At 63.0% G+C, this 24,825-nt stretch carries 18 protein-coding genes, 1 tRNA gene and 6 pseudogenes; 17 read left to right on the top strand and 8 right to left on the bottom strand.

Annotation, left to right across the window (positions count from 1 at the left end; translation table 11 throughout):
* Nucleotides 1–243 precede the first annotated feature (243 nt).
* Nucleotides 244–501 (top strand): hypothetical protein, encoded by a 258-nt coding sequence (locus tag ACFXS9_RS12120; RefSeq protein ID WP_392699742.1) that lies wholly within the window; start codon nucleotides 244–246, stop codon nucleotides 499–501.
* A 33-nt stretch (nucleotides 502–534) separates the two neighbouring features.
* On the opposite strand, the gene ACFXS9_RS12125 is transcribed toward ACFXS9_RS12120, so the two are convergent.
* Nucleotides 535–1,188: a TetR family transcriptional regulator gene (locus tag ACFXS9_RS12125; RefSeq protein WP_392689063.1), complete on the bottom strand. Its 654-nt coding sequence runs from the start codon at nucleotides 1,186–1,188 to the stop codon at nucleotides 535–537.
* A 103-nt stretch (nucleotides 1,189–1,291) separates the two neighbouring features.
* Here ACFXS9_RS12125 and ACFXS9_RS12130 point away from each other — a divergent pair, with 103 nt between their 5' ends.
* Both ACFXS9_RS12130 and ACFXS9_RS12135 read left to right on the top strand, forming a co-directional pair.
* The gene (locus ACFXS9_RS12130) at nucleotides 1,292–2,113 is read left to right on the top strand and encodes an NmrA family NAD(P)-binding protein (protein WP_392689066.1); all 822 of its coding nucleotides are present in this window, start codon (nucleotides 1,292–1,294) and stop codon (nucleotides 2,111–2,113) included.
* A 2-nt stretch (nucleotides 2,114–2,115) separates the two neighbouring features.
* Entirely contained in the window at nucleotides 2,116–2,601 is a 486-nt protein-coding gene (locus ACFXS9_RS12135; RefSeq protein ID WP_392689069.1) for a DUF1772 domain-containing protein, read from the top strand.
* 76 nt (nucleotides 2,602–2,677) lie between these two features.
* Here the strand turns inward: ACFXS9_RS12135 and ACFXS9_RS12140 are convergent.
* The 3 genes and pseudogenes from ACFXS9_RS12140 to ACFXS9_RS12150 all read right to left on the bottom strand — a co-directional run.
* Nucleotides 2,678–2,770 (bottom strand): annotated as a pseudogene (locus ACFXS9_RS12140) (choice-of-anchor K domain-containing PEP-CTERM protein); the annotation flags it as partial.
* Nucleotides 2,771–2,870: 100 nt separating this feature from the next.
* Nucleotides 2,871–3,449: a hypothetical protein gene (locus ACFXS9_RS12145; RefSeq protein ID WP_392689072.1), complete on the bottom strand. Its 579-nt coding sequence runs from the start codon at nucleotides 3,447–3,449 to the stop codon at nucleotides 2,871–2,873.
* A 288-nt stretch (nucleotides 3,450–3,737) separates the two neighbouring features.
* Nucleotides 3,738–3,812: transfer RNA gene (locus ACFXS9_RS12150), tRNA-Asn, on the bottom strand.
* Between the two features lie 283 nt (nucleotides 3,813–4,095).
* On the opposite strand from ACFXS9_RS12150, the gene ACFXS9_RS12155 reads away from it, so the two are divergent.
* The 6 genes and pseudogenes from ACFXS9_RS12155 to ACFXS9_RS12180 all read left to right on the top strand — a co-directional run bounded on the left by ACFXS9_RS12155 (nucleotide 4,096) and on the right by ACFXS9_RS12180 (nucleotide 11,459).
* Nucleotides 4,096–4,302 carry a hypothetical protein gene (locus ACFXS9_RS12155; protein WP_392699744.1) on the top strand — a complete coding sequence of 69 codons (207 nt, stop codon included), beginning with the start codon at nucleotides 4,096–4,098 and terminating at the stop codon, nucleotides 4,300–4,302.
* A 132-nt stretch (nucleotides 4,303–4,434) separates the two neighbouring features.
* Nucleotides 4,435–5,100 carry a protein-L-isoaspartate O-methyltransferase gene (locus ACFXS9_RS12160; RefSeq protein ID WP_392689075.1) on the top strand — a complete coding sequence of 222 codons (666 nt, stop codon included), beginning with the start codon at nucleotides 4,435–4,437 and terminating at the stop codon, nucleotides 5,098–5,100.
* A gap of 248 nt (nucleotides 5,101–5,348) precedes the next feature.
* Nucleotides 5,349–6,755, top strand: a complete 1,407-nt coding sequence (locus ACFXS9_RS12165; protein ID WP_392689078.1) for a TolC family outer membrane protein — start codon at nucleotides 5,349–5,351, stop codon at nucleotides 6,753–6,755.
* 318 nt (nucleotides 6,756–7,073) lie between these two features.
* Nucleotides 7,074–7,768, top strand: a pseudogene (locus ACFXS9_RS12170) (PopZ family protein).
* A 289-nt stretch (nucleotides 7,769–8,057) separates the two neighbouring features.
* Nucleotides 8,058–10,925: a valine--tRNA ligase gene (locus ACFXS9_RS12175; RefSeq protein ID WP_392689081.1), complete on the top strand. Its 2,868-nt coding sequence runs from the start codon at nucleotides 8,058–8,060 to the stop codon at nucleotides 10,923–10,925.
* A 147-nt stretch (nucleotides 10,926–11,072) separates the two neighbouring features.
* Complete coding sequence (locus ACFXS9_RS12180; protein ID WP_392689084.1) at nucleotides 11,073–11,459, top strand: VOC family protein; 387 nt, start codon at nucleotides 11,073–11,075, stop codon at nucleotides 11,457–11,459.
* Nucleotides 11,460–11,501: 42 nt separating this feature from the next.
* Here ACFXS9_RS12180 and ACFXS9_RS12185 read toward each other — a convergent pair whose 3' ends face one another.
* Nucleotides 11,502–13,808: a glycoside hydrolase family 113 gene (locus ACFXS9_RS12185; protein ID WP_392689087.1), complete on the bottom strand. Its 2,307-nt coding sequence runs from the start codon at nucleotides 13,806–13,808 to the stop codon at nucleotides 11,502–11,504.
* Nucleotides 13,809–13,992: 184 nt separating this feature from the next.
* Between ACFXS9_RS12185 and ACFXS9_RS12190 the strand changes: the two genes are divergently transcribed.
* A complete protein-coding gene (locus tag ACFXS9_RS12190) occupies nucleotides 13,993–14,223 on the top strand; it encodes a hypothetical protein (RefSeq protein ID WP_392689090.1) in 231 nt (76 codons plus the stop codon).
* A gap of 819 nt (nucleotides 14,224–15,042) precedes the next feature.
* Here the strand turns inward: ACFXS9_RS12190 and ACFXS9_RS12195 are convergent.
* Nucleotides 15,043–15,648 carry a DNA-3-methyladenine glycosylase gene (locus ACFXS9_RS12195; RefSeq protein ID WP_392689093.1) on the bottom strand — a complete coding sequence of 202 codons (606 nt, stop codon included), beginning with the start codon at nucleotides 15,646–15,648 and terminating at the stop codon, nucleotides 15,043–15,045.
* A gap of 178 nt (nucleotides 15,649–15,826) precedes the next feature.
* Between ACFXS9_RS12195 and lipA the strand changes: the two are divergent.
* From lipA to ACFXS9_RS12220, 5 genes and pseudogenes are all read left to right on the top strand, one after another.
* Nucleotides 15,827–16,787 (top strand): annotated as a pseudogene (gene lipA / locus ACFXS9_RS12200) (lipoyl synthase).
* A 15-nt stretch (nucleotides 16,788–16,802) separates the two neighbouring features.
* Nucleotides 16,803–17,342, top strand: a complete 540-nt coding sequence (locus ACFXS9_RS12205; RefSeq protein WP_392689096.1) for a DNA topology modulation protein — start codon at nucleotides 16,803–16,805, stop codon at nucleotides 17,340–17,342.
* Nucleotides 17,342–17,816, top strand: a pseudogene (locus ACFXS9_RS12210) (type II toxin-antitoxin system RatA family toxin). Before ACFXS9_RS12205 ends, ACFXS9_RS12210 begins: the two are co-directional and overlap by 1 nt.
* Before the next feature lie 56 nt (nucleotides 17,817–17,872).
* Nucleotides 17,873–18,787 (top strand): NAD(P)-dependent oxidoreductase, encoded by a 915-nt coding sequence (locus tag ACFXS9_RS12215; RefSeq protein WP_392689099.1) that lies wholly within the window; start codon nucleotides 17,873–17,875, stop codon nucleotides 18,785–18,787.
* Between the two features lie 110 nt (nucleotides 18,788–18,897).
* Nucleotides 18,898–20,570 (top strand): annotated as a pseudogene (locus tag ACFXS9_RS12220) (thiamine pyrophosphate-binding protein).
* A 7-nt stretch (nucleotides 20,571–20,577) separates the two neighbouring features.
* Here the strand turns inward: ACFXS9_RS12220 and ACFXS9_RS12225 are convergent.
* A complete protein-coding gene (locus tag ACFXS9_RS12225; protein ID WP_392689101.1) occupies nucleotides 20,578–21,180 on the bottom strand; it encodes a CinA family protein in 603 nt (200 codons plus the stop codon).
* Between the two features lies 1 nt (nucleotide 21,181).
* Nucleotides 21,182–22,363: a bifunctional 2-C-methyl-D-erythritol 4-phosphate cytidylyltransferase/2-C-methyl-D-erythritol 2,4-cyclodiphosphate synthase gene (locus ACFXS9_RS12230; protein WP_392689104.1), complete on the bottom strand. Its 1,182-nt coding sequence runs from the start codon at nucleotides 22,361–22,363 to the stop codon at nucleotides 21,182–21,184.
* 285 nt (nucleotides 22,364–22,648) lie between these two features.
* Here ACFXS9_RS12230 and dusB point away from each other — a divergent pair, with 285 nt between their 5' ends.
* A complete protein-coding gene (gene dusB, locus ACFXS9_RS12235; protein WP_392699746.1) occupies nucleotides 22,649–23,650 on the top strand; it encodes a tRNA dihydrouridine synthase DusB in 1,002 nt (333 codons plus the stop codon).
* Nucleotides 23,647–24,823: pseudogene (locus ACFXS9_RS12240) on the top strand (nitrogen regulation protein NR(II)). Before dusB ends, ACFXS9_RS12240 begins: the two are co-directional and overlap by 4 nt.
* Nucleotides 24,824–24,825: the final 2 nt, after the last annotated feature.

A 24,825-nucleotide genomic window follows, 5' to 3' on the forward strand; every position in this document is an offset into this window, starting at 1 on the left:
GTTCCAGAGGCGATGATCTCAAAAGTATTTTGTTCCCAGATTGAGCGGATCGTTCGAATTTTATCGATCCGGCGGCCGCGGCAAAGCTGGTTAATAAAGTGCTGAACCTTCCGCACAAACACTAGGTCCGCTCACGCGCGGCGCGTGTGAGAAAAATCACATTATGCAGAAATCAACTCGCGTATTCGGCTTGGATGACGCCCGCCTTGCCAAGGCGGGGGCATGGTCCAGGAAGACGCGGTCATGAAGGCAAGATTTGCGCGAGGTGCGGCTCTTCTCTGTCGTTCTCGCCGGGCTTCGACGCTCGGTTTCCTGCTCACGCTGATGGCGAGCGGCTCTGCCGGTGCCCAGCAAGGCACGCCCGAACAGCGCAGGGCCTGCACGCCTGACGTCTACCGGCTCTGTGCCGGCGAGATCCCGAACGCGCGTGCGATCACCGCATGCCTGCGCCGGCAGAAGGCGAGCCTGAGCGCGGCTTGTGCTGCGGTGTTCGAGCGGTAGGGGCGGCCACACGGCATTCCCGCGCCGACGTTCTCAGGTCTCCAGCGCCGCCAGATTCTTCGGCAGCATTCGCTTGAACAAGGTGAGGATGCGGGCGGCTTCCTTTGTGTCCTGCGTGATGGCATGACGGACAGTCGCCGCGATCAGCGTCATCATCAGTTGGGAAAACGAGGCCAGCGCAGTTGCTGATACATCGGGTGCGATCCGCCGCAATGTGTCGCCGAGCAGCCCGGCGAGATAGACGCCGTCCTCCTCGTCAAGCTTTTGCAGCGCCCGGTCGGCCTGCGTCGCTTGCCAGATGTCGCGCATGAGCGGCACTTCCATGAACATCCGATAGTAGCTGTCGGTAATGCGGCACAGGGCAGGGTGCAGATCCCGGGTAGTCTTGACCACGGCGAGATCGCGCCGCACGCAATCGCGGCCGATCGCGTTGTAGCGTTCCGCGAGCGTGCCGATGATCGCGGTCTTGTCCGGAAAGTATTGATAGAGCGAGCCGAACGGCACGCCGCTGCGTTCGACGACGTCGCTCATGCGGAAGGCTTCGCTGCCTTTCTCGGCCATCAGCTCTGCCGCGCATTGCAGGATTTTCTCGAACCGCTCGCGGCTGCGCTGCTGGGTCGGGACCAGCCGCGCCAACACGGGCGCAGCCGTTGCGGCCACCTTCTGTCCGGCTTTTCGCCTCGCCATTGGTCCTCTCACATAAAAGCGACTTGACGTTTACCAATACGAGAGTTTATCGGGTTCAGCAAATACGAGATATCCTCGTATTATGTTCCGAAAGGAGTGATCCATGTCAGAACTCCCGATCCTGATCGTCGGTGGCGCAGGCAAGACCGGCGCGCGGGTCGATGCGCTGCTGCAGGCGCGCGGCATCCCGACGCGGCCGGTGTCGCGTTCGACACCAGTCCCGTTCGACTGGACCCGGCCCGAGACGTGGCCGGCCGCGTTTGCCGGCGTATCGATGGCCTATGTCACCTACCAGCCGGACCTTGCGGTCGAAGGTGCCGCTGATGCGATCGCGGAAGTGGGCCGGCTGGCGCGCGACAATGGGCTCGAGCGCGTTGTCTTGCTGTCGGGGCGGGGCGAGCCGGGCGCGCAGCGGGCGGAGGCGGCGCTGCAGCAATCCGGCGTTCCCTGGACCATCGTACGCGCAAGCTGGTTCGATCAGAATTTTTCCGAGGGTCATCTGCTCGAAGGCGTGCTCGCCGGCGAAATCGCGTTGCCGGCCGGCGCCGTGCCCGAACCGTTTGTCGATGCCGACGATATCGCCGAAGTCGTGGTCGCGGCGCTGACCGATCGGCGCCATGCCGGCAAGGTCTACGAGGTGACGGGACCGCGCGCGCTGACGTTCGCGCAAGCGGCCGCCGAGATCGCCGGTGCCGCCGGCCGGCCGGTCCGATACCGGCAGATCGCGGCGGAAGATTTTGCGGCCGGCATGCGGCCCCATATGCCGGAGGACGTCATCGAACTGATGTTGGAACTGTTCACCGTCCTGCTCGACGGGCGCAATTCGGGTGTCGCCCACGGCGTCGAGCAGGCGCTCGGGCGTCCGGCGCGGGACTTTTCCGATTATGCCCGCCGAACCGCCGCAACCGGTGTCTGGAGGGCATGATCATGCTGCAGATGTTGATCGCCGGTCTGCTGTGGTTTTGCGCCATCGGCTGCGGTCTGCTCGCCGGCCTCTACTTCGCGTTCTCGACCTTCATCATGACGGCGTTCGGCCGGATCGGACAGGCCTCCGGCATCGCGGCGATGAACGCAATCAACGTCACGATCGTGCAGTCGCTGTTCATGCCGATTTTCCTGGGAACGACGGCGGCGAGTGCGGCGCTGGCGGTGACCGCGCTGTTGCGCTGGAGTGAACCCGGCGCGATGGCGATGCTGGCCGGCGGCGTGCTCTATGTGCTCGGCATGTTCGTGGTGACGATGGTCTTCAACGTGCCCCTGAATAACGCGCTTGCCGCGGCTGATCCTGCAAGCCAGGAGGCCGCCTCGCTGTGGGCGCGCTATTTGACGGACTGGACGTGGTGGAACCATGTGCGGACGGTCTCATCCACGGTGGCTTGCGCCCTGTTCATCGCTGCGATTGCGGCAAGGTAGGGCGGCCGCGAATGTCGACAAACACAAAGCCGTCCGGATCAAAAGGCGGCTTTCGCGTTGTCTTCAGCGCGTGAGATCAGGCAGCAGCGAGCGCATTTCTGCCCCGCTTGCGGCGATAGGCCATGAAGCCGACGCCGCCGAAGCCGAGGATCATCATCGCCCAGGTTGCGCGGGGACATCGGCAGCAGGCACTGGATTGCGCGTCCCCGGGACCACCGGGGCCGCGCAAAGACGCATCAGCGGGGCTCGGACTTTGGCGGCGGTGATGCTCATCGGATTTTTACCGCCGCGCAGAACTGTTCCGTGACCGCCGTGGTTTCCTCGGTGACGTTCCAGCCGTTCGTCTCGGCGTTTTCCTTGGCCACCTTATGCTCGCTCTGAAGCATCTTTTTAATTTGCGCGTACGGTTTCCAGTCGGCCTTGGACAGCTTGGCGGGGGGCGCACCGCAGACGTTGTGGGCAATCGCTTTCTGCACACTAGTGCTGACGTCGCTCATGTGGTCCTCGACCACGGCGGTGAAGCGCGCCTTGGCGTATTGGCTGTTGGCTGCGATGAAGTCCTTGCAGAAGGCGACCCGTTGACCTCCATCGCGGGCCTTGATGTAGGCCGTCTGCGTTTCGTAATGGACGCGGTAGGCGAGTTTGTTGGCGCTCGGGTCGGATTTCACCGCTTCGAGCATGGCGCGGTGGTCACTCGAGGTGGCGTCATTGATCCTGAAATCACATACTTTGGCGAGGGAGACGACCGGAACGTAGGCCCGCACCTTGGCTTCCAAGGCATCGTTGGCGTGCGCAACTGGTGCGAACAAGCTGGCGGCAATTGCGAAAGCAGCGAGGCAGCGTTTCATTGGTGACATGCTCCAGATCACCGAACAGCAAGCGGCGGCGGGGCTGGGATCGCGGTCGCCGACCGCACACAAGCGCGGCGACCCAGCCGCGAAGCGTCCAGCCCAGAAAGCGGGTTGAGCAACTTACTGTGCGAATTCCTTGGGCGGCTGTCGAGCGCCCATCTTGATCTGGATCATGGTTCCGCTGCGTGACCGAGACGGCAGGCCGCAAACGCCACCTGCGCCGGACTTTGGCCGTCGGGTATTTGGGATGGAGGCGGACGGCGGCGGATACGGAAAATAAGCCGCTGGCTCCCCGGGCTGGATTCGAACCAGCGACCATTCGATTAACAGTCGAATGCTCTACCGCTGAGCTACCGAGGAATAGGCGAAACAAAGGTTCGCGAGCGGGCAGCGTATAACAAAGCCTTTCGGGCTTGCAAAGGACCAAATCACAGGTTGCGCATTTGCTTGAAGCAGGGCCGGAAAGTCCCCGCACTACAACGGTTTGTCGCCGCTTTCCTCCTCCGGGCAGACGGCGGACGGAACCGGGCGCAGGGCAATTGCGTCATCTATACGGGATCTATACGGGCCTTGGACCGGGCCACCAATTCGACTCAATCTGCCCGGAGCCTCGGTGGTGCCGGATTTCACGGGAGCTGATTCAATGCCAGCCAATGTGACCGAACTGACACGTGCGGCACCTCCGATCGTTCCGAGCGACATTCCTGCCATGAGCGACGACGAATGCCTGCCCGCCATGAGCGACGACGAATGCCTGCTTCGGCTCGCGCGAGCCGTCGAAGAACATGACAACGAACATCTGGATGAGGTGGCGCGGCTGATCGCCCGGTTAGCCGTCCCGATAGAGTAGGCGAGAGCAGCGGCTCCCCGGCGGCGGGCTCGCAACAGGTGCCCGCATGTTGCGTTTTGCCGGAGCTTGTACCAAAGATGGCCCGGTTCAGCTCCCCGGCGGCAACGCCGCATGCTTTCAGGGTCTTCGCCTATGTCCGGTTTTGCGACCCCGCGCCAGAAAATGGTCGATGGTCAGGTGCGTCCGAGCGACGTGACCGATATCCGCATTCTCGATGCCATGCTGGCGGTGCCGCGCGAGGCCTTCGTTCCCGAAAGCAAGCAGGCGCTGGCCTATCTCGACCTCGATCTCGATGTCAGCGAAGGGGGCTCGGCCAAGCGCTTTCTGATCAAGCCGGCAGTGCTGGCGAAGATGCTGCAGGCGGCCGAGATCAGGGCGACCGATCGCGTCCTCGTGGTCGGCTGCGCCACCGGCTACGCCGCCGCCGTGATCGCCCGATTCGCTACCCATGTGACCGCGACGGAGAGCGACTCGGCGCTGGCGGCGAGGGCACGGGCTATTCTGGCCGCCAATGGCTGTGGAAACGTGACGGTTCAGACCGCGGCGCCGGCCGATGGAGACCCGGCGAACGGACCTTGGGATGTCATCGTGCTGAACGGCGCAACCGAGATCGTGCCGGAACGGCTCTACGGGCAATTGCAGGATGGTGGCCGATTGGTGGGCGTTTTTGCGAAGTCGCAGCCGGCGCGGGCCACCATGGTGACCTGTTCGCACGGCGATTTCGGTCACCGGACGCTGTTCGATGCCGCTGCCCCGGTGCTGCCCGGCATGGAACTTGTTCCGGCCTTCGTTTTCTAGCCTTTCAGCCCTTCCCACGCCCAATAATCGCCCGCCGCGGCCGGCTAAATCCTCTTCGAAATCAGAAGTGTGGCCCGATTGCCCCACGTGAAGAGTTTCGACGGGGTTTGCTTGCGGGGGTGTTCCGTCCCGCCTACGTGCGGAATAAGGTGAGCCGGGACTCACTTCAAGTGAAGCGACGTTCGGTTAATGATCGTGTGCGATCATGTTCATGGGCCGGGCGTTCAAAAATGATTGGATTGCTTGGGATGCGTGGGGTGAAGGCATTTGCCGGGGCCGCGGCTTCGGCCCTTCTATTAGTGTGCATGGGCCCGACGCCCGTCTTAGCCGACACAATTGAGGCAGCGCTGGTGCGCGCCTATCAGAACAATCCGCAGCTCAACGCGCAGCGCGCGCAGGTGCGGGTCACCGACGAGAACGTGCCGCAGGCGCTGTCGGGCTATCGTCCAAGGGTTGCGGTCACCGCGAGCGCGGGCGTCCAATATACGGATACGCTGAGCACGCAGGGCGGCACCCCCGACAATATCGTGAGAACCCCTATTGTCGGCGCCAATTCGCCGCGCAGCATCGGCGGGACCGTCACGCAGACGCTCTTCAACGGCCAGCAGACCGCGAACAGGACCAGAGCGGCGGAAGGCCAGGTTTCCGGCGCACGCGAAGCGCTGCGGGCGCTCGAGCAGACCGTGTTGCTCAGTGCCGCTACGATCTACATGGACTATCTGCGCGATTCCGCGATCGTCGAGGTGCAGAAGAGCAACGTTCGCGTGCTGGAGCAGACGCTGAAACAGACGCGCGACCGCTTCAATGTCGGCGAAGTCACGCGGACCGACGTGGCGCAGTCGGAGGCGCAACTCGCCGCCGGCAAGACGCAGCTCCTGACCGCCGAAGCCAATCTGACGACGACGCGCTCGAACTTCCGCCGCATCATCGGAAACGAGCCGCAAAATCTTGCGCCGGGCTCGCCAGTCGACCGTTTCCTGCCCGCGACACTGCCGGCCGCCGTCGAACTCGGCCTGATCCAAAATCCGAACGTTACCGCGGCGATGTTCGGCATCGACGTCAGCTACCTCCAGGTCAAGGTTGCCGAAGGCGCGCTGTTGCCGACGGTCACGCTGCAGGCCTCGGTGCAGCAGGCCTATGAGCAGAGCCTGATCCAGTACCGCACGTTCGGCGCATCCGTGACTACGCAGCTCTCGGTGCCGATCTATCAGGGCGGCGCGGAATATTCGCTGATCCGCCAGTCCAAGGAAACGGCGGCGCAACAACGTCTCGTGCTCGATCAGACTCGCGACCAGACCCGCGCCAACGTGGTCACGGCATGGGGACAGCTCGTCGCCGGCAAGGCGCAAGTCGCCTCCGCGCAGGCGCAGGTGCAGGCGTCGGAAATCGCGCTGAACGGCGTGCGCGAGGAAGCCAAGGCCGGACAGCGCACCACGCTTGACGTGCTGAATGCCCAGCAGGCGCTGGTGAATGCGCGCGTCGCGCTCGTCACTGCGCAGCATGACCGCGTGGTTGCATCATACTCGGTGCTGAACACGATCGGGCGGCTGTCGCCGCAGGTGCTCAACCTGCCCACGACGGTTTATGACCCGAGCGTGCACTATCATCAGGTGCGTGATAGCTGGGCCGGCGTTCGGACACCCGACGGCCGCTGATACCTGCACATATTCCCGCGCAGGCGGGACGAATATTGTCGCCCGGTGCCTGAAGCGCCGGGCGCTTTGCTTGCAATCATTTGTGGCCATGACGTACCGTTTCCGGGGCGAGCTGAGCGATTCGCGCCGCGTCTTTGCATCTCATCGACGCGCGTCGGGTTGTGTTTTTGAGGGGAGCAGACCCTCCCGCGCGATGCCGCGGGCGGGCTTGATCTGGGGACAAGTCAGGCTTGTGCGGTGAAAATCCCGGCCTGCATTTCCGGAACCGGCAATTCCCTCTTGGCTTTGGTGTAAAATGGTTTCGATGTGGAGTCGGAGATGACGCAACCTGCAAAGGTCCAAGAGCCCTCGATGGAGGAGATTCTGGCGTCGATCCGTCGCATCATTGCCGACGACGAGGCAAAGCCTGCCGCTGCCAAGCCGGAGGCCGCGGCGCCGCCGCCGAAACCGGTGATGAAGGACATCCCGCCGTCAGCCATTGCCCCCAAGCCGGCTGCTCCGAAGCCCGCGCCGGCCCCGCCGCCGCCCGCACCCGCGCCTGAACCGGTCGCCAGCAACAGCCAGGACGACATCGACGCGATGCTGGCGAGCCTCGATGCGGCAACGCCCGAGGCCGATATCAGGCCGGCGCCGCAGCCGGAAGCCGACGTGTTCGAACTCACCGACGAGATGGCGCTGCCGGATCCGGCGCCGCCGAAAGCCTCCTTCAACAAGATCGAGCCGGAGGACGACATCGAGTTCAGCGAGTCCCACAGGGGCGGCAGCCAGCCCACGAGCCACCGCCGTTCGAAGCACCGCAGCAGCCGATCTTGTCGCGCTCGACCGTCTCCGCGGTCAGATCTGCCTTCAATTCGCTGGCCAATACCGTGCTGAGCAATAATGCGCGGACGCTGGAAGATCTGGTCAAGGAAATGCTGCGGCCGATGCTCAAGTCCTGGCTCGATGATAATCTGCCGGGATTGGTGGAGCGGATCGTCAAGGCCGAAATCGAGCGGGTTTCGCGCGGGCGCTAGTCCCAAGATTACATCAAGACTACAAGGCTACATCGAAGCTGCCTCAAGGCAGCGTCGGCGGCGGCGATCGGGGCCCATCCGGACATTCAAACCGGCGTTACCGCGGCTCCCCGCTGCCCCCGGACGTAAGTTGTCAGGTTGACTTGAGGCGCTGTGGCGGCTTTCTAGGGGCGGCTCGGCGCCTATCCCATCAGAACCGGGCGCTACCACGTTGATTTGATTCACATTCTATGAGCGGACCGGCGACGGATTTGCTCGAGAACGCCTCTACATCCCCAATTGCAGTGCCATGATCGAGAAAAACTACCAGCCCGCCGATATCGAAAGCCGCATGTCCCGGATCTGGGAGGAGAGCGGCGCGTTTAAGGCCGGCCGTCCTGAGCGCAAGGACGCCGCGCCGTTCACGATCGTGATCCCGCCACCGAACGTGACGGGCTCGCTGCATATGGGCCACGCGCTGAACAATACGCTGCAGGACATTCTGTGCCGCTTCGAGCGCATGCGCGGCCGCGACGTGCTGTGGCAGCCGGGCACCGACCATGCCGGCATCGCGACCCAGATGGTGGTCGAGCGGCAATTGATGGAACGGCAGGAGCCGGGCCGCCGCGACCTCGGCCGCGCCAAATTCCTCGAGCGGGTCTGGCAGTGGAAGGCGGAGAGCGGCGACACCATCGTCAATCAGTTGAAGCGCCTCGGCGCCTCCTGCGACTGGTCGCGCGAACGTTTTACGATGGACGAGGGGCTGTCGCGCGCGGTCGTGAAAGTGTTTGTCGAGCTGCACCGCGAAGGGCTGATCTACAAAGACAAGCGGCTGGTGAACTGGGACCCGAAACTGCTCACCGCGATCTCCGATCTCGAGGTGCAGCAGGTCGAGGTCAAGGGAAGTCTCTGGTATCTGCGCTATCCGATCGAGGGCAAGACATTTAGCCCCGACGATCCCGCGACCTTCATCGTGGTCGCGACCACGCGTCCCGAAACGATGCTGGGCGACACCGCGGTTGCCGTGCATCCGGAGAACGAGCGGATCGGGCATCTGATCGGGCAGCATGTGATCCTGCCGCTGGTCGGCCGCCGCATCCCCATCATCGGCGACGACTACGCCGATCCCGAAAAGGGCTCAGGCGCGGTCAAGATCACGCCGGCGCACGACTTCAACGACTTCGAGGTCGGCAAGCGTCACGGCCTGCCGCAGATCAACGTGTTCGATCGCGAGGGCTGCATGGCGCTCGTCGACAACGAGGACTATCTGCGCAGCCTGCCGGAAGGCGCGCTGATGCTCGCGGAAGAGCTGCACAATGTCGATCGCTTTGCCGCGCGCAAGAAGATCGCGGCGCGGCTGGAAGATTTCGGCTTCCTGGAAAAGATCGAACCGAACACGCACATGGTGCCGCATGGCGACCGCTCCGGCGTGGTGATCGAACCCTATCTGACCGACCAGTGGTATGTCGACGCCAAGACAATGGCGCAGCCGGCGATCGCGGCCGTGCGCTCGGGCGCGACCAGCTTCGTGCCGAAGAACTGGGAAAGGACCTATTTCGAATGGATGGAAAACATCCAGCCCTGGTGCATCTCGCGCCAGCTTTGGTGGGGCCACCAGATCCCGGCCTGGTACGGTCCTGACGGCAAGGTGTTCGTCGCCGAGACCGAAGACGAAGCCGTCGGCAACGCACTCGGCTATTACGTCGAGCAGGAAGTCATTACGCCGGGGCAGGGCCGCGAGATGGCGCTGGACCCCGCCAAGCGCGAGGGGTTCATCACGCGCGACGAGGACGTGCTCGACACCTGGTTTTCATCAGGGCTGTGGCCGTTCTCGACGCTCGGCTGGCCCGACGAAACGGCGGAAGTGAAGCGCTACTATCCCACCAACGTGCTCGTTACCGGATGGGACATCATCTTCTTCTGGGTCGCCCGGATGATGATGATGGGCCTGCACTTCATGAAGGATGCGCCGTTCTCGACCGTCTACATCCACCGCCTGGTTCGCGACGAGAAGGGCGCGAAGATGTCGAAGTCGAAAGGCAACGTCATCGATCCCTTAGGCGTCATCGACGATTTTGGCGCGGACGCGCTGCGCTTTGCGTTGGCACGTGGAGCGGCGCATAGCCATGACATCAAGCTCTCGCCGCAACTCGTCGAAACCAATCGCAATTTCGCGACCAAGCTCTGGAACGCCTGCCGCTTTGCCGAGATGAACGGCTGTGAGAAGCCGGACGGCTTCGATTCTGTGAATGTTAGGGAGACGCTGAACCGCTGGATCGCGCATGAAACCTCGCGCGCCACGCGTGAGGTGACCGAGGCGATCGAGGGCTATCGCTTCAACGATGCGGCGAATGCGATCTATCGTTTCGTCTGGAACGTCTATTGCGACTGGTATCTCGAACTCGCAAAGCCGGTGCTGATGGGCGAGGAGGGCGCGGCCAAGGCCGAGACCCGCGCCATGATCGCCTGGGCGCGCGACGAGATCCTCAAATTGCTGCACCCGTTCATGCCCTTCATCACCGAGGAGCTGTGGGCGGTTACGGCCAAGCGCGACGGCCTGCTGGTGTTGGCCGAATGGCCGCGCAAGGTCAGTTCGGTTACCGCCGAGCAGATCGCCGCGATGGCGATGGCAGGCCCCGGCGATCCAGTGATTGCACCGGCCATGGTCGCGCTCGATGCCGGCGATTTCAGCGATCCGGCCGCCGAGGCCGAAATCGGCTGGGTGGTCGATCTCGTCACCGCCATCCGTTCGGTACGCTCGGAAATGAACATCCCGCCGGCCACATTGATCCCGGTGGTGCTGTCGGGTGCGTCCGAGGAGACAAAGGAGCGGGCGCAGCGCTGGAACGACATCGTCAAGCGGTTGGCGCGGCTGGCCGAGATCACGTTTGCCGACCGCCCGCCGGAAGGCGCCGTTCAGTTGCTCGTGCGCGGCGAGGTCGTGGCGCTGCCGCTGAAGGGCGTGATCGATCTGTCGGCCGAAAAGGCCCGGCTCGACAAGGAAATCATCAAGGCCGACGCCGACATCAAGCGCGTCGACGCCAAGCTCGGCAACGAGAAATTCGTGGCCAACGCGCCTGAAGAGATCGTCGAGGAGGAAAAGGAAAAGCGCGAGGCGGCGGTCGCGCGCAAGGCAAAGCTGCAGGAAGCGCTGGAGCGGTTGAAGCTGGCGTCCTGACGCACGCCAGGCGCGGAATTATCCCCGTCATTGCGAGGAGCGAAGCGACGAAGCAATCCATCTATCCGTTATGCGGCGCGATGGATTGCTTCGCTTCGCTCGCAATGACGGCTGACATAGTCTTAGTCATCATCGAGGAACTGATCGATGCTGGACCACGTCTCCATCACGGTTTCCGATCTCGCCGCCGCCGAGCGCTTCTACGACGCGATCACGCAGGCGCTAGGCGTCGTCAAGGTCGGCCGCAGCGACCGCTGGCTCGGCTATGGCGAACGGGCCGACGCCGAGCATCCGGATCGCGTGTACATCGCGATCTACAGGGGCGCGAAGCCGGACGAGGCTTCCAGCCGGCACTGGTGCTTCAAGGCAAAAACGCGAAGCGAGGTCGACGCGTTCTGGCGCGCGGGTATCGCCGCCGGCGGCACCGATGACGGGCCACCCGGCCTGCGTCATTACCATGCCGCCTATTACGCCGCATTCCTGCGCGATCCCGACGGCAATAAAGTTGAGGCCGTCTGCCACCGTGCGGTCTAGCTGCTTGATGTATTGTCGGCGGCACCCGAGCGGCTGTCCCTGTCACACGAACAGAAAATCGCCGGCCTGGAGTTGGCTCATTGTCTTGTTCTGAATCTCGATCGTATTGTTGGCATCGACCGTGATCACGACGCTGGTGCCAAATTCGGCCGTGTGCGATTGGAGCGCGCTGAAATCGGCAAACACGGTCTTGTCGAACTGAATGATATCCTGCACGCCGTCGGTGTTCTGGAAGTCGGCAACGGTATCCTTGCCGAAGCCGGGGGCGAACACGAACGTATCGTTGCCGGCGCCGCCGGCTAGATAATCGTTTCCGCCACCGCCGATCAGCCGATCGTTGCCGCTGCCGCCGTACAGGAACTCGCTGCCCGTGCCGCCCTGCAAGCTGTCGTTGCCGTCGTCTCCGGACATTTGGGTTGCCGCCGGGCCGCCCTTGAACTGGTCGTCGCCGGCGTTGCCGTGCATCGTATCCAGTCCGCCGCCGCCGGAGAGATAATCATTGCCGTCACCGCCATTGAGGACATTGGCTACCCAGCTACCATAGAGCTGGTCTTTGCCGCTGCCGCCGTCGAGCAGGGCGCCAGTATCGCCGGTGCTGGCTTTGATGATGTCGTTGCCGTCGTCGCCATAAAGCTGATCGGTCGCCGTGGTGATGCCGGCACCGCTGTTGATCATGTCGTCGTCCGCCCCGCCGTGAATCACATCAGCGCCGGGGCCGCCGTTGAGGGTGTCATTGCCCACGCCACCCTGGATCATGTCTGTCGCGGCGCCGCCGTTGATCACGTCCTTGCCTAGGCCTCCTTCCAGATTGTCATTATCCGTCGACGAACCGAAGAACAGGTCCTGGCGGCCGGTCATGTCGTAGTGGATGGACTTGTTCTGGTAGAGGTTCCACGTCCCCGGCGAACTCGGATTGACGCCTTCCGACACGGCAAGGTGCTCGCCGTTGACGGTGATGTCCTTGATATAAAGGTTGCGGTCGCCATTGGCGTTGGCGATGTCGTTGATGAAGGCGAGATCGAGACTGGAGAGGGTAGCCGGGTTGGCGAATGTGAATGTGAAGGTCTGGAAACCCGATGGATCGGTCGCGCCGTGGAATTCAACCGTGCTGCCGATCTGCTGCCCGTTGATCAGGAGCTGCATTTTGGCGCCGACGCCGTCGACGACGGAGCTGTAGCCCGTCACCGTGACCGATGTCTCCGTGAGTTTCGGAATTGTATCGGGGCCGCCGGTAATGGTGTCATCGCCGCCGCCGGCCTTGATCGTGTCGTTGCCGACCCCGCCCGACAGCACGTCATTGCCGCCGCCGATATCCATCAAATCGGCGGAGGGAGAGCCCGTTAGGGTTTGGCCGGGCGGCTGGTGCTGACCTCCGTACCATTCGGTAATCAACCCCTGCGCAGGCTTGCCTGAGGGTGAATAGCCGATCGGCGAATACTTGTTATTCGTATCCCAGTTCCAGATCGACGCGCCCCTGAACCAGCTTCCGCCTTCCGATCCCCAGACCTGAAAGAAGGCGTTGAAGGCATCGTATTGCTCCTGGACATCTTGCGTCGTGCTCTCGGCCCAGCCGCCCGGGCTGATATTGGTTCCGTCGACACTGCGGTAGCCGGTTTCGGTGAAGAACACCTGCTTGTCGTACTGCAAGGCAAGGGAATGGAAGAAATCGACCGGCGACATGTGGTTCATCACCTTCGCCCAGTAGTCGTCGGTAGACATGGTGTTCCACGCATTGACCATCTCCTCGACGGTCGGGTCCGTTTTTGTCGTTAGCGGCGGATAAGCATTGATTCCGATGACATCGACCTTGTCCCAAAAGCTGACATTGATGGCTTCATCGGTTGCGGCCGCATAGGTGATCTCGCCGTGGAACACGGCGCGCACGGAATCGATGAGGTCGACCCAATAATTTCGGTATTCAGGGCCGGAGAGCTTGCCCAGCTCATTGCCGATCACAAGCATGCTGACGCCTGCTTGTTCGGCGATTTCAGCCATACGAACCATGTGGTTCTTGTAGGAAGCAAAGAATGCGGCGGGATCGCTCGGATTGAGCACGTATGCAAGCGAGCCGTCGAGGGCCGAGACCATGGGCTTCAGCGTGACCGAAAGGCCGAGCGCCTGTGCATTTGCAATGGCCTGCAGAATATTGGCGTCGCTCTCGGTCTTGTTGGGATCGGCGACGACGTCATTCGACGTCCTGGCTTGCATAAAGAGCCGCGGAGCCAGCTCGATCGAATTGGCATTCGTGCCCGCGATCGCCTGCATGGCGGTGAGCGCGGATCCAGCGACGAATGCGCCATTGTAGTTGGAGAGGAATCCAAATCCTTGAACAGGAAACACGCCGGCCATCGTACAGCTCCCTTTCTTTTGAAGTTTCTGCTGTTTGGTGGCGCCTTCGTTTGCGCAAATTCACCACTTTGCGTGTTCCGCGCGTCCGAGGCAGCACAATTTGTGAGCACTTCACTCGCGCAAAGCGAAACAGCAGGCCACACTTACGTGTTCAACGTGGGCGTGTCGTGACGGGATTGAGTCGATGTTGCGATTGTTGATGATGGGCATGGCGCTGATGGAACGCATAGTCCTCGATCCGCGCGACGGCCGCCCGGTCAACGCCCATATCATCCGATGGGGCAAATCACTTCGGATTTTCCGAAATCGGGTCAAGCCCTGGAATCAAAAATATTCCGCTTCGCGCCAGACCCAAATCACCGGTAAAACTCCCGCCATCCCGTCCCGAGAGAGGGGCGTTGGCCATCGTCACTGACGTTGGGGCGGGTTGCGGTGGACGCGGCAGCGTCGGGCGCGTGGATGCGGTCGCAGGGCGGTTATCCGTGAGCGAACACAGCGCGCAGGACGTACGGCGCTTAAACGCCTCCGTCGGTACTTTGGCTGGCACGCACTTGGCTGGTCGAAGTCTCTGGCAGAGGAAGCTGCGTACGGCAAAACCGTGTGGTCCTGGCGCCCGTGGCTGGTGTCAAGCTGGCGGAGGTTCTTCGAAACCGACCGGGTTCGATGAACCGCCAATCTGTCGGTGATGGAGGCAAAAGGAATTCGTCTCCAGGGAGAGCTCGGCATAAGCCGTCAACCCATCGCGCAGGGAATGCCGGGCTGCTCCGGCTGTACCTGTATGCTCGTGTGCGCACTTCTTAAGTGCATTTGCACACGAGACCGCGGGTGCAGCAAAGCACCCGGCATTCCCTGCGCCCTCTCATCGGACAGGGCGGGAAGTTTCAGGAAAACCTCGGGCAATTCATGTCGCGAGAATGCAGACGCACATTCAATCGTCGTCACCCGCCAACGGGTCGCGCGAATGCGCGCCCGATGACAGGCTCCGGCGGGTGACCCAGTATCCCAGAGATAGTCGTGACTGAACCGATAAGCCGCAACGTACTGGATTCCCCGCATGCGCGGGGTATGACAATCGAGGTGTTGCGTCGCTATCTCCACGTCATTGCGAGCGCAGCGAAGCAATCCATTTTCACCTCATGCGTGGCGCGATGGATTGCTTCGCGAAGCCTGTCATCGGGCGCGCATTCGCGCGAACCGTTGGCTCGCAATGACGGCTAAACGAGAAACCGCATTGTCAAAACGGCTTGCTCAAAAACCTCGACCCCTTCAATCCGTAGCGCCATGGCAGATCGATCGCTTTGGTGATGCCGATCCGCACGCCGGCGGCAACGTCGAGGCTGCCCATGCGCGCATGCAGCGCAATTGGCGACCTGTCGAGCGGCAGTTCATTATGCTTGATCGTGATCCCGAGCGCCTCGCAGAGCTTGCCGGGCCCCGAACACAACGCGCGCTCATCCTGCTGGCCGCGGCGGCGGCGCATCGCGGGTATGCCATGAGTCGGCTGCAGCGCGCGGATCAGGACGGCGCTGGCCGAACCTTCCTCTTCGCAGACGAAATTTACGCACCAGTGGATGCCATAGGAGCGATAAACATAGGCAAAACCCGGCGGTCCGAACATCACGCGGTTGCGCGGCGTCGGTCCGCGAAACGAATGCGCGGCCGGGTCCAGATGGTGATAGGCCTCGACCTCGACGATGGTGCCGCCGACGCCGTCGACCAGGAGCGTCGCCCCGATCAGGTCGGGCGCGACCTCGTGCACGCTGCGGTCGAAAAACGAGCGTTTCAGCGGCTTGCCGAGCTGGAGGGCGGCGGCGCCGGCAGGCTTGGAGTTTTGAACCATTTTCAGGTGAGAATCGTTCGCGGAACAGGTGAAATTGGTCATTATCTTGCACGATCTGCCAGGTTTCGCGAGGCTGGCCTGTGGGCCTTCCGCGGGCTGGGTTGCAGTTTTCCGCAACAGAGTTGCAGCCATCTGCAACACGGATTAGCTAGATGTTCTCGCAATTTCCGGACTTAACATGGTCGTCCTCGTCGATACCGTTTCCCTGAACCAGGTTCGCCCGCGTCACCCCGAAAAGGTGAACCGGCCGGATGCGCTGTCGCCGCCGAAGCCGGACTGGATCCGGGTACGCGCGCCGAACACCCGCGGCTATGCCGACACGCGAAAGATCGTCAAGGAGAACGGCCTCGTCACGGTGTGCGAGGAGGCCGGCTGCCCGAATATCGGCGAGTGCTGGGACAAGAAGCACGCCACCTTCATGATCATGGGGGATACTTGCACGCGGGCCTGCGCGTTCTGCAACGTCAAGACCGGCATGCCCGGCGCGCTCGACGCCAATGAGCCGGAGCATGTCGCGGAAGCGACCTTCAAGCTCGGGCTGACCCACGTCGTGGTGACCTCGGTCGATCGCGACGACCTCGCCGACGGCGGCGCCGAGCACTTTGCGCAGACGATTCGCGCCATTCGCGCGCGCTGCCCGACCACGACCATCGAAATCCTCACCCCCGACTTCCTGCGCAAGGAAGGCGCGCTGGAAGGTGGTCGCGGCAGCCAAGCCCGACGTATTCAACCACAATCTGGAAACCGTGCCGGCGCGTTATCTCACGGTACGCCCGGGCGCGCGCTATTTCCATTCGATCCGGCTCCTGCAGCGGGTCAAGGAGATCGATCCCACGATCTTCACCAAATCAGGCATCATGGTTGGCCTCGGAGAGGAGCGCCATGAAGTGCTGCAGGTGATGGACGATCTGCGTTCGGCGGACGTCGATTTCCTGACCATCGGGCAGTATCTGCAGCCGACCCGCAAGCACCACGCCGTCATGCGCTACGTGACGCCGGACGAATTCGGGGGCTACGAGAAGGTCGCCTATACCAAGGGTTTTCTGATGGTGTCGGCCAGTCCGCTGACCCGCTCGTCGCATCATGCGGGTGAGGATTTTGCCAAGCTCCAAGCGGCCCGTGTCGCACGAGCCCGCTAGCCTTGGATTGAACCAATGCAACGCGTTCTTGTCATGGGATCGTCGGGGTCCGGCAAATCGACATTTGCCAGGCGGCTGTCGGATATAACAGGCATTCCCTTCTTTTCGCTGGATGCGTTGTACTGGAGGCCCGGCTGGGTGACTTCCGACAATGCCGAGTTCGAACAGCGCGTGGCCGAGGTTGCGCTTCAGCCGCAATGGGTTATCGATGGCAATTACACCAGGCACGGCGCCGGCGAATTGCGCCGCGAGGTCAGCGACACCGTCATCTGGTTCGACTTGCCGCGCAGGACCTGCATGTTCGGCATCATGAAGCGAATCGCCAGCAGCTACGGCCGTGTTCGCCCGGAAATGGCCGAGGGCTGTCCGGAGAGAATCGACTTCGAGTTCCTTCACTACGTCTGGACCTATCGCCGGCAACAGCGGCCGAAACTTTTGGAGTATTTTCAGGGACTGCGCGCCGATCAATCGCTTGTCTGCTTTACCGATCGGGCGCAGGCAAATGATTACTTGAAGAAAATCGCGTTCAAGCAGAGCCCGGCGAGTATTCACTGATGCCTCGCTTTTCCAGCAAGCGCCGCGTTCATCATACCGCGTCGCACATGTTCGATCTGGTCGCCGATGTCGAGCGCTATCCGGAGTTCGTGCCGTTGTGCCAATCGCTGAAGATACGGCAGCGTACGCAGAAAAGCTGACGGCACTGAAGTCGTCGTCGCTGACATGACTGTATCGTTCAAGCTGGTACGGGAGTCCTTCACCAGCCGGGTGACGCTGGATCGGCCGAACCTGAAGATCATGGTCGAATACCTGAAGGGCCCTTTCAGCAATCTGGAAAACCGCTGGACGTTCGAACCGAAATCCGAAACCGACTGCGACGTCGGGTTCTTCCTGTCCTACGAATTCAAGAGCCGGATGCTGGCGATGCTGATGGGGACGATGTTCGATACGGCCTTCCAGCGTTTTGCCGCCGCGTTCGAAAAGCGGGCGGACGTGATCTACGGGAAGCCCGCCGCCGGGACCCGAAGCTAGCTCCGCAACTCGGCGCTCTTGGAAAGATTCCAGGAAACAACAACGGAACGGTTGAAATGACGACATTCGAACGCGTTGGCTTTATCGGCCTCGGTGGAATGGGACGAGGCTTGGTCAAGAACCTCGTTGCCAAGGGCGTGGCGGTCACCGCCTATGATCTCAACCCGGCGGCAATGGCCGTTGCCAAATCGTTCGGCGCGACCGCTGCCAGCGGTCTTCAGGAAATTCGCGACAATTGCCGCATCGTCATGATTTGCGTCAACGAGGCCGAGGATGTCGAGGCGTTGATGACTTGCAGCGATGGGCTGCTCGCCAGTCCGGCGCCGGGATTCATCATCGTGGATCACACCACCGGCAGCCCGCAGATGGTGGCAAAGCTCGACCGCATGGTGCGGGCAGCCGGCGGTCGGTATGCCGAAGCACCGATGACGCGAACCCCGAAACACGCCGACATCGGCAAGGTCAACGTGCTGTTCGGCGGCGAGCGCGACCTGCTTGACGACCTCAGGCCCTATTTTGAGCTCTATGCCGAAAACATCTTCCACATCGGTCCGTTGGGGCACGCGATCCGCCTCAAGCTCATTCACAACTATATCGCTTTCGCCAATGTGGCGGCGTGGTGCGAGGGGTTTGCGCTCGCGGCCAAGGATGGGCTCGACCTCTCGCAACTCATCCGCATCATCTCGGCGGCCGGTGGCAAGAGCGGCATGCTCGATCTTTACGGCCAGGCCACGCTCGATGGCGACTTCACCCCGCTGATGTCGCTGGCGAACGCCCGCAAGGACGTCCGCTACTACGCGCGCTGGCTGGAGGAGGCGGGTCTGCCCGGGTTCATGGCTGAGGCCGTGCACCAGACCTACCGGCAGGCGGCGCTGCTCGGGCACGACGGCGAGTCCTGCACAGCCGTCATCAAGGCTTACGAGGCCGTAACTGGCGTGGACGCACGGGTGCGGCCGAAAGACCAACAATAGGGAAAATGCCCAACCGCATATCTGATTTCGCAGGAAACCGGTTGCTGGTGCCGATGCCAGTCTTTAAGCCGGTCGCAAATCCGTAATCCCCGACACGGAAGGACAGGGCGATGGAAGCAAATCTTCGAACCGGTGGCCATATTCTCATCGAGCAACTGGCCTTGCACGGCGCCGATACCGTGTTCGGCGTGCCCGGCGAAAGCTTCCTGGCTGCCCTCGACGGCATGTATCAGAGCCAACGCGTGCGGTTCATCAACGCGCGGCAGGAGGGCGGCGCCGCCATGATGGCGGAGGCCTATGGCAAGCTGACGGGACGGCCCGGGATCGTGTTCGCCACCCGCGGCCCCGGCGCTACTAACGCGTCCTCCGGTGTCCATGTCGCGTTCCAGGACTCGACGCCGCTGATCCTGCTGCTTGGCCAGGTCGGACGCGACATGATGGAGCGCGAGGCGTTTCAGGAAATCGATTATCGCCAGATGTTCGGACCGATGGCGAAATGGGTCGCCCAGATCGACGATGCGCGGCGGATTCCCGAGTTCATTTCGCGCGCCTTCTTCACCGCGACCTCGGGCCGTCCCGGCCCGGTCGTGCTGGCGCTGCCCGAGGACATGCTCACCGACACCGCGGAGGTGGCGGATGCGCCGCCCTACAATCCGATTCCGGTCGCGCCCGATGACGGCGCGTTGCGGCAATTCCATGCGCTGCTGTCGGAGGCGAAGCGGCCGTTCCTGATCGTCGGCGGCGGCGGATGGAGCGATCAGGCCCGCCGCGATCTCGAAACGTTTGCCGCTGCGCATGAGGTTCCAGTCGGCGTCTCGTTCCGATGCCAGGACTATTTCGACAATCTGCATCCTACCTATGGCGGCCATGTCGGCATCGGTCTCGACGCAAAAATCGCCGACCGGATCCGCACCAGCGATCTGGTGATCGCGCTTGGCGCGAGGCTGGGGGAGGCCACCACATCCGGCTACACACTGTTCGATATTCCGAAACCGAAGCAGCCGCTGGTTCACATCTATCCCGATCCGGAAGAGATCGGCCGCGTCTATTCGCCGACGCTCGGCGTGGTCGCGAGCAGTGCGGCCTTTGCAGCCGCCATCAAGCGGCTGGAGCCGAAGCATCAATCGCGCGCCGACTATGTCAAGGCGGCGCATGCCGACTATCTCGCCTTTACGGAGCCGACCCGCTCGCCCGGCGACGTGCAGCTCTCGCAGATCGTGCGCGGTTTGAGCGATCGCTTGCCGCATGACACCATCATCTGCAACGGCGCCGGCAATTATGCCGTCTGGGTGCACCGTTTCTGGCGTTATCGGCAATTTCGTACCGAACTCGCGCCGACCTCGGGATCGATGGGCTATGGGTTGCCCGCAGCCGTTGCCGCCAAGCTCAAGCATCCCGAGCGAACCGTGATCGCGTTCGCCGGTGACGGCTGCTTCCAGATGACCGGGTTGGAGTTCATGGCCGCGGTCGAAAACCGGCTGCCGCTGATTGTGATCGTCTGCAACAACGGCATGTACGGCACCATCCGGATGCACCAGGAGCGGACCTATCCGGGCCGTGTCTCCGGCACCGATCTGGCCAACCCCGACTTTGCCGCACTGGCTCGCGCCTGTGGCGGGTTCGAGCATATGTCGAGCGCACCGAAGATTTCGCGCGTGCGTTCGACGAAGCCGTGGCAAGCGGACTTCCGGCCATCATCGAGCTTTCGATCAGCCCAGAGGCGTTGACGCCGGTGAGCTCGCTGAGCGAAACGCGCGCTAAGGCTTTGGCCGCGGCGGTTTGATGCTGGTTTATGGCCGCGTCGGCCGGCGCCGTTTAACGGCGCTGCGCCGCGGCGTACGGGCCACCCGTGGGCGTAGCCGGCTCATCGTTTCGCGTCGCGGCTTGACCGGCGGCTGCGGTCCGCGTGCCAGCTCCATCAGCATGCGCAGCGCTTCCACCACCGAGCGCTGGCGCACAGTGGTGCGGCCGATCGCACCGAAACGGAATTCGCGATGCAGGATCTTGCCGTCGCGCGACGCAACCGCGAAATGCACGAGGCCGACCGGCTTGCCCGGCGTGGCCCCGCCGGGGCCAGCGATGCCGGTAATCGATACTGCAAGATCGACGCCGGCCTTTTCCAGCGCGCCGACCGCCATCGCGGTCGCAGTTTCCTTGCTGACCGCACCAAAGGTCGAGAGTGTTGAGGCCTTGACGCCGAGCATCGCGCGCTTGGCTTCGTTGGAATAGGTGATGAAGCCACGGTCGATCACATCCGACGAACCGGGGATGTCGGTGAGGGCGCCGGCGACCAGGCCACCCGTGCAGGACTCCGCCGTCGCGATCGTCAGCTTGCGCATTCGGCACAAATCAAGCAGCGAGCGGGCGAGGGCGCGGGCGTCGCTGCCGCTCATATTACTCGCCCCAGGGGAGACGGATGGTGGCGCTCGCAGTTGCCGCGATGCCTTCCTCGCGGCCGGTAAAGCCAAGCCGTTCGCTGGTCGTCGCTTTCACCGCAACGCGGGAAATGTTGAGCCCGGTGATCTCGGCGATGCGGGCGCGCATGACATCGCGCAGCGGCCCGATCTTCGGGCGCTCGCAAATCATCGTGACTTCGAGATTGGCGATCCGTCCGCCCCGCGCGGTGACGCGATCGACGGCATATTTGAGGAATTTGTCGGACGCCGCACCCTTCCACTGCGGATCACTCGGCGGAAAGTGCGAGCCGATATCGCCGTCGGCCAGCGCGCCGAGGATGGCGTCGACCAGGGCGTGCAGGCCGACGTCGCCGTCGGAATGGGCGAGAAAGCCTCTGACGTGCGGCACCCGTACGCCGCAGAGCATCAGATGATCACCGTCGCCGAAGGCGTGCACGTCGTAGCCGGTGCCGGTCCTGATGTCGCCGAGCTGGGCGGCGAGCCGGGCTTCCTCACGAATGAAATCTTCAGGCGTCGTCAGTTTCATGTTTGCAGGATCGCCTTCAAAGGTCGCCACCGTCAATCCCGCCCATTCCGCGAGCGCCGCATCGTCGGTGAAATCGCTGCGGCCGTCGCGCGCGGCGCGGCGATGGGCATCGAGAATGACATCGAAGCGAAACGCCTGCGGCGTTTGCGCGATTCGCAGCCTTGCACGTTCGGGCGTCGCCTCGACGTGACCGGCATCACCGACCTGCTTGATCGTATCGGTGACGGGAATTGTCGGAATAGCAGCGCCCGTCCGACCGGCGGCATCGATCGCACGCGAAATTACCGCGGAGGTCACAAAGGGACGCGCGGCATCGTGGATCAGGACGATGTCGGGCTTGTCTGCAGCCAGCGCCTCGAGTCCAGCATGCACCGAGGCCTGACGGGTGGCTCCGCCACTGGTGGGAGGTTGATGGCGCAGCCCTGCGACGGCTTCGTTGAAGATGGCGGCGTCATCGGGATTCACCACCGGCTGCACGGCGAAGATGTCTGGATGCCGGCTGAACGCTTGCATGGCGCGGAAGATCACCGTCTGCCCACCGATCTCGCGATATTGCTTGGGTCCTCCGGCGCCAGCGCGAAGCCCGCGTCCGGCTGCGACGAGAATGGCTGCGGTACGCTCAGGTCTGGGCATCTGCACTCAAATACGAACGAATGAGGGTTGAGGAGGGTGTCGGCCGCGCTGGCGCACAGCCCTTACCATGCCAGATACGGAAAAACAGAGCGTTTCCCATGCGCTGTGGGAAAAGCGGTTTTTGTTGCAGTGCACTTGCACAAATGATAGATCTGTCTAAAGTGTAGGCAAGAAGCTTGACTGCCCAAGATTTGTGCTCACAATATGCGCCGACGGTTGCAATGAAGCCGCCGCCCCAACCATGAGAACGCCGTGACCGGCCCGGAAAGTTCACGCTCTAAGCCGTTGAAAATAGGCGAGATTGCTGTCGCTAACCGGGTCCTTCTGGCGCCGATGTCCGGCGTCACCGATGCCCCCTTTCGACGCCTTGCCGCCACGCTCGGCGCCGGACTGGTCGTTTCCGAGATGACCGCCAGCGACGAACTCGTGCACGGCAGGCCGATGTCGCTTCTGCGCTGCGAGACAGCCGGTGTCGGACCGCATGTCGTTCAGCTCGCGGGCTGCGAGGCGCATTGGATGGCGGAGGGGGCGAGGGTTGCGGAGGCTGCCGGCGCCGACATCATCGACATCAACATGGGCTGTCCGGCGCGTCATGTCACCGGCGGCCAGTCCGGCTCGGCGCTGATGCGCGATCTCGATGATGCGCTCAAGCTGATCGAAGCCACGATCGCGGCGGTCAAGGTGCCGGTGACGCTGAAGATGCGGCTCGGCTGGGACGATCGCTCGCTCAACGCGCCCGAGCTGGCGCGCCGCGCGGAAGCCGCCGGGGTGCAGATGATCACCGTGCACGGGCGCACGCGCTGCCAGTTTTACAAGGGCGTCGCCGATTGGACCGCCGTGCGCGCGGTCAGGCACGCGGTTTCCGTGCCGCTCGTCGTCAACGGCGACATCACCTCATTCGAGCAGTCGGTCCGCGCACTGGAAGTGTCGGGCGCGGACGCCGTGATGATCGGGCGCGGTGCGCAGGGCCAGCCCTGGCTGCCGGGCCAGATCGGCCGTCGGCTTGAGACCGGACAGGCTGAGACTGCGCCGTCGCTGGCCGAACAACTCGCGCATGTGCGCGCACTCTACGACGAAATCTGCAGCCATTACGGACTGCGCATCGGGCTCAAGCATGCGCGCAAGCATCTCGGCTGGGCGCTGGAGGTGGCGGCGCAATGCAGCCGCGCGCCTGCGGAGACGCTGAAGGGCTGGCGGCAAAAGATTCTGACGTCGGAGGATCCGCACCGCGTCCACCGGTCGCTGCAGGACGCGTTCGACGATTTCGCATGGAGTGCTGCTGCATGAATTCAGCCGCAGAATATCGCCGCGCCGTGCCCTCCGAAAGCGAGGCCATTCTCAACGCGCTGCCCAACCCGGTGCTGCTGGTGGCGCCGGACGGCCGTATCATCGACGCCAACATCGCCGCCGAATCCTTCTTCGAGATTTCGACGCAGTTCCTGCGGCGGCAGTCGCTGAAAGAATTGGTGCCGTTCGGCAGCCCACTGCTGGCGCTTATCGACCAGGTGCGATCGAGCGGCTCGCCGGTGAACGAATATAAGGTCGATCTCGGCACGCCTCGCATCGGCGGCGATCGCCAGGTCGACCTGCACGTAGCGCCGCTCACCGAACGGCCCGGCCACATCGTCGTGATGCTGCAGGAGCGCACCATCGCCGACAAGATGGACCGTCAGTTGACGCACCGGAGCGCGGCGCGCTCGGTAATCGCGCTGGCCGCGATGCTGGCGCACGAGATCAAGAACCCGTTGTCGGGCATCCGCGGCGCGGCGCAATTGCTGGAGCAGGCGGCCTCGTCCGAAGACCGCATGCTGACGCGGCTGATCTGCGATGAGGCCGACCGCATCGTCACCCTGGTCGACCGCATGGAGGTGTTCGGCGACGACCGCCCGGTGGCGCGCGGGCCAGTCAACATCCATTCCGTGCTCGACCACGTCAAACGGCTGGCGCAGTCCGGCTTCGCCCGCAACATTCGTTTCATCGAGGACTACGATCCGTCGTTGCCGCCGGTGCTGGCCAATCAGGACCAGCTCATTCAGGTCTTCCTCAATCTCGTGAAGAACGCCGCCGAAGCGGTCGCCGATCTCGGCAGCGATGCGGAAATCCAGCTCACCACCGCCTTTCGTCCCGGCGTTCGCCTGTCGGTGCCGGGCAAGAAATCGCGGGTATCGTTGCCGCTGGAGTTCTGCGTCAAGGACAATGGATCCGGCGTGCCGGAAGACTTGCTGCCGAACCTGTTCGATCCCTTCGTGACGACGAAGCAGACCGGGAGCGGGCTGGGTCTCGCCCTGGTTGCCAAAATCGTCGGCGATCACGGCGGCATCATCGAATGCGAGATCCCAGCCGCGGAAGACGACGTTCCGGGTGCTGATGCCGATGTTCAATCCCGCCAAACAGTTCGACCAAAGCAACCGCGACGGCGTTCCGGGTACGCTGCCGCCTGCCTCACAGGACGCAAGATGAGG

The organism is Bradyrhizobium sp. RDI18 (assembly GCF_043203335.1).
Lineage (GTDB): Bacteria > Pseudomonadota > Alphaproteobacteria > Rhizobiales > Xanthobacteraceae > Bradyrhizobium > Bradyrhizobium retamae.

What these genes read in the sequence shown, in the direction of transcription:
- ACFXS9_RS12120 (WP_392699742.1), top strand. Translation starts at nt 244, where the DNA reads ATGAAGGCAAGATTTGCGCGAGGTGCGGCTCTTCTCTGTCGTTCTCGC.
- ACFXS9_RS12180 (WP_392689084.1), top strand. Translation starts at nt 11,073, where the DNA reads ATGCTGGACCACGTCTCCATCACGGTTTCCGATCTCGCCGCCGCCGAG.
- ACFXS9_RS12165 (WP_392689078.1), top strand. Translation starts at nt 5,349, where the DNA reads ATGCGTGGGGTGAAGGCATTTGCCGGGGCCGCGGCTTCGGCCCTTCTA.
- ACFXS9_RS12230 (WP_392689104.1), bottom strand. Translation starts at nt 22,363, where the DNA reads ATGCCCAGACCTGAGCGTACCGCAGCCATTCTCGTCGCAGCCGGACGC.
- ACFXS9_RS12185 (WP_392689087.1), bottom strand. Translation starts at nt 13,808, where the DNA reads ATGGCCGGCGTGTTTCCTGTTCAAGGATTTGGATTCCTCTCCAACTAC.
- ACFXS9_RS12135 (WP_392689069.1), top strand. Translation starts at nt 2,116, where the DNA reads ATGCTGCAGATGTTGATCGCCGGTCTGCTGTGGTTTTGCGCCATCGGC.
- ACFXS9_RS12205 (WP_392689096.1), top strand. Translation starts at nt 16,803, where the DNA reads ATGCAACGCGTTCTTGTCATGGGATCGTCGGGGTCCGGCAAATCGACA.
- ACFXS9_RS12160 (WP_392689075.1), top strand. Translation starts at nt 4,435, where the DNA reads ATGTCCGGTTTTGCGACCCCGCGCCAGAAAATGGTCGATGGTCAGGTG.
- ACFXS9_RS12145 (WP_392689072.1), bottom strand. Translation starts at nt 3,449, where the DNA reads ATGAAACGCTGCCTCGCTGCTTTCGCAATTGCCGCCAGCTTGTTCGCA.
- ACFXS9_RS12155 (WP_392699744.1), top strand. Translation starts at nt 4,096, where the DNA reads ATGCCAGCCAATGTGACCGAACTGACACGTGCGGCACCTCCGATCGTT.
- ACFXS9_RS12215 (WP_392689099.1), top strand. Translation starts at nt 17,873, where the DNA reads ATGACGACATTCGAACGCGTTGGCTTTATCGGCCTCGGTGGAATGGGA.
- ACFXS9_RS12195 (WP_392689093.1), bottom strand. Translation starts at nt 15,648, where the DNA reads ATGGTTCAAAACTCCAAGCCTGCCGGCGCCGCCGCCCTCCAGCTCGGC.
- ACFXS9_RS12190 (WP_392689090.1), top strand. Translation starts at nt 13,993, where the DNA reads ATGTTGCGATTGTTGATGATGGGCATGGCGCTGATGGAACGCATAGTC.
- ACFXS9_RS12125 (WP_392689063.1), bottom strand. Translation starts at nt 1,188, where the DNA reads ATGGCGAGGCGAAAAGCCGGACAGAAGGTGGCCGCAACGGCTGCGCCC.
- ACFXS9_RS12130 (WP_392689066.1), top strand. Translation starts at nt 1,292, where the DNA reads ATGTCAGAACTCCCGATCCTGATCGTCGGTGGCGCAGGCAAGACCGGC.
- ACFXS9_RS12175 (WP_392689081.1), top strand. Translation starts at nt 8,058, where the DNA reads ATGATCGAGAAAAACTACCAGCCCGCCGATATCGAAAGCCGCATGTCC.
- ACFXS9_RS12225 (WP_392689101.1), bottom strand. Translation starts at nt 21,180, where the DNA reads ATGAGCGGCAGCGACGCCCGCGCCCTCGCCCGCTCGCTGCTTGATTTG.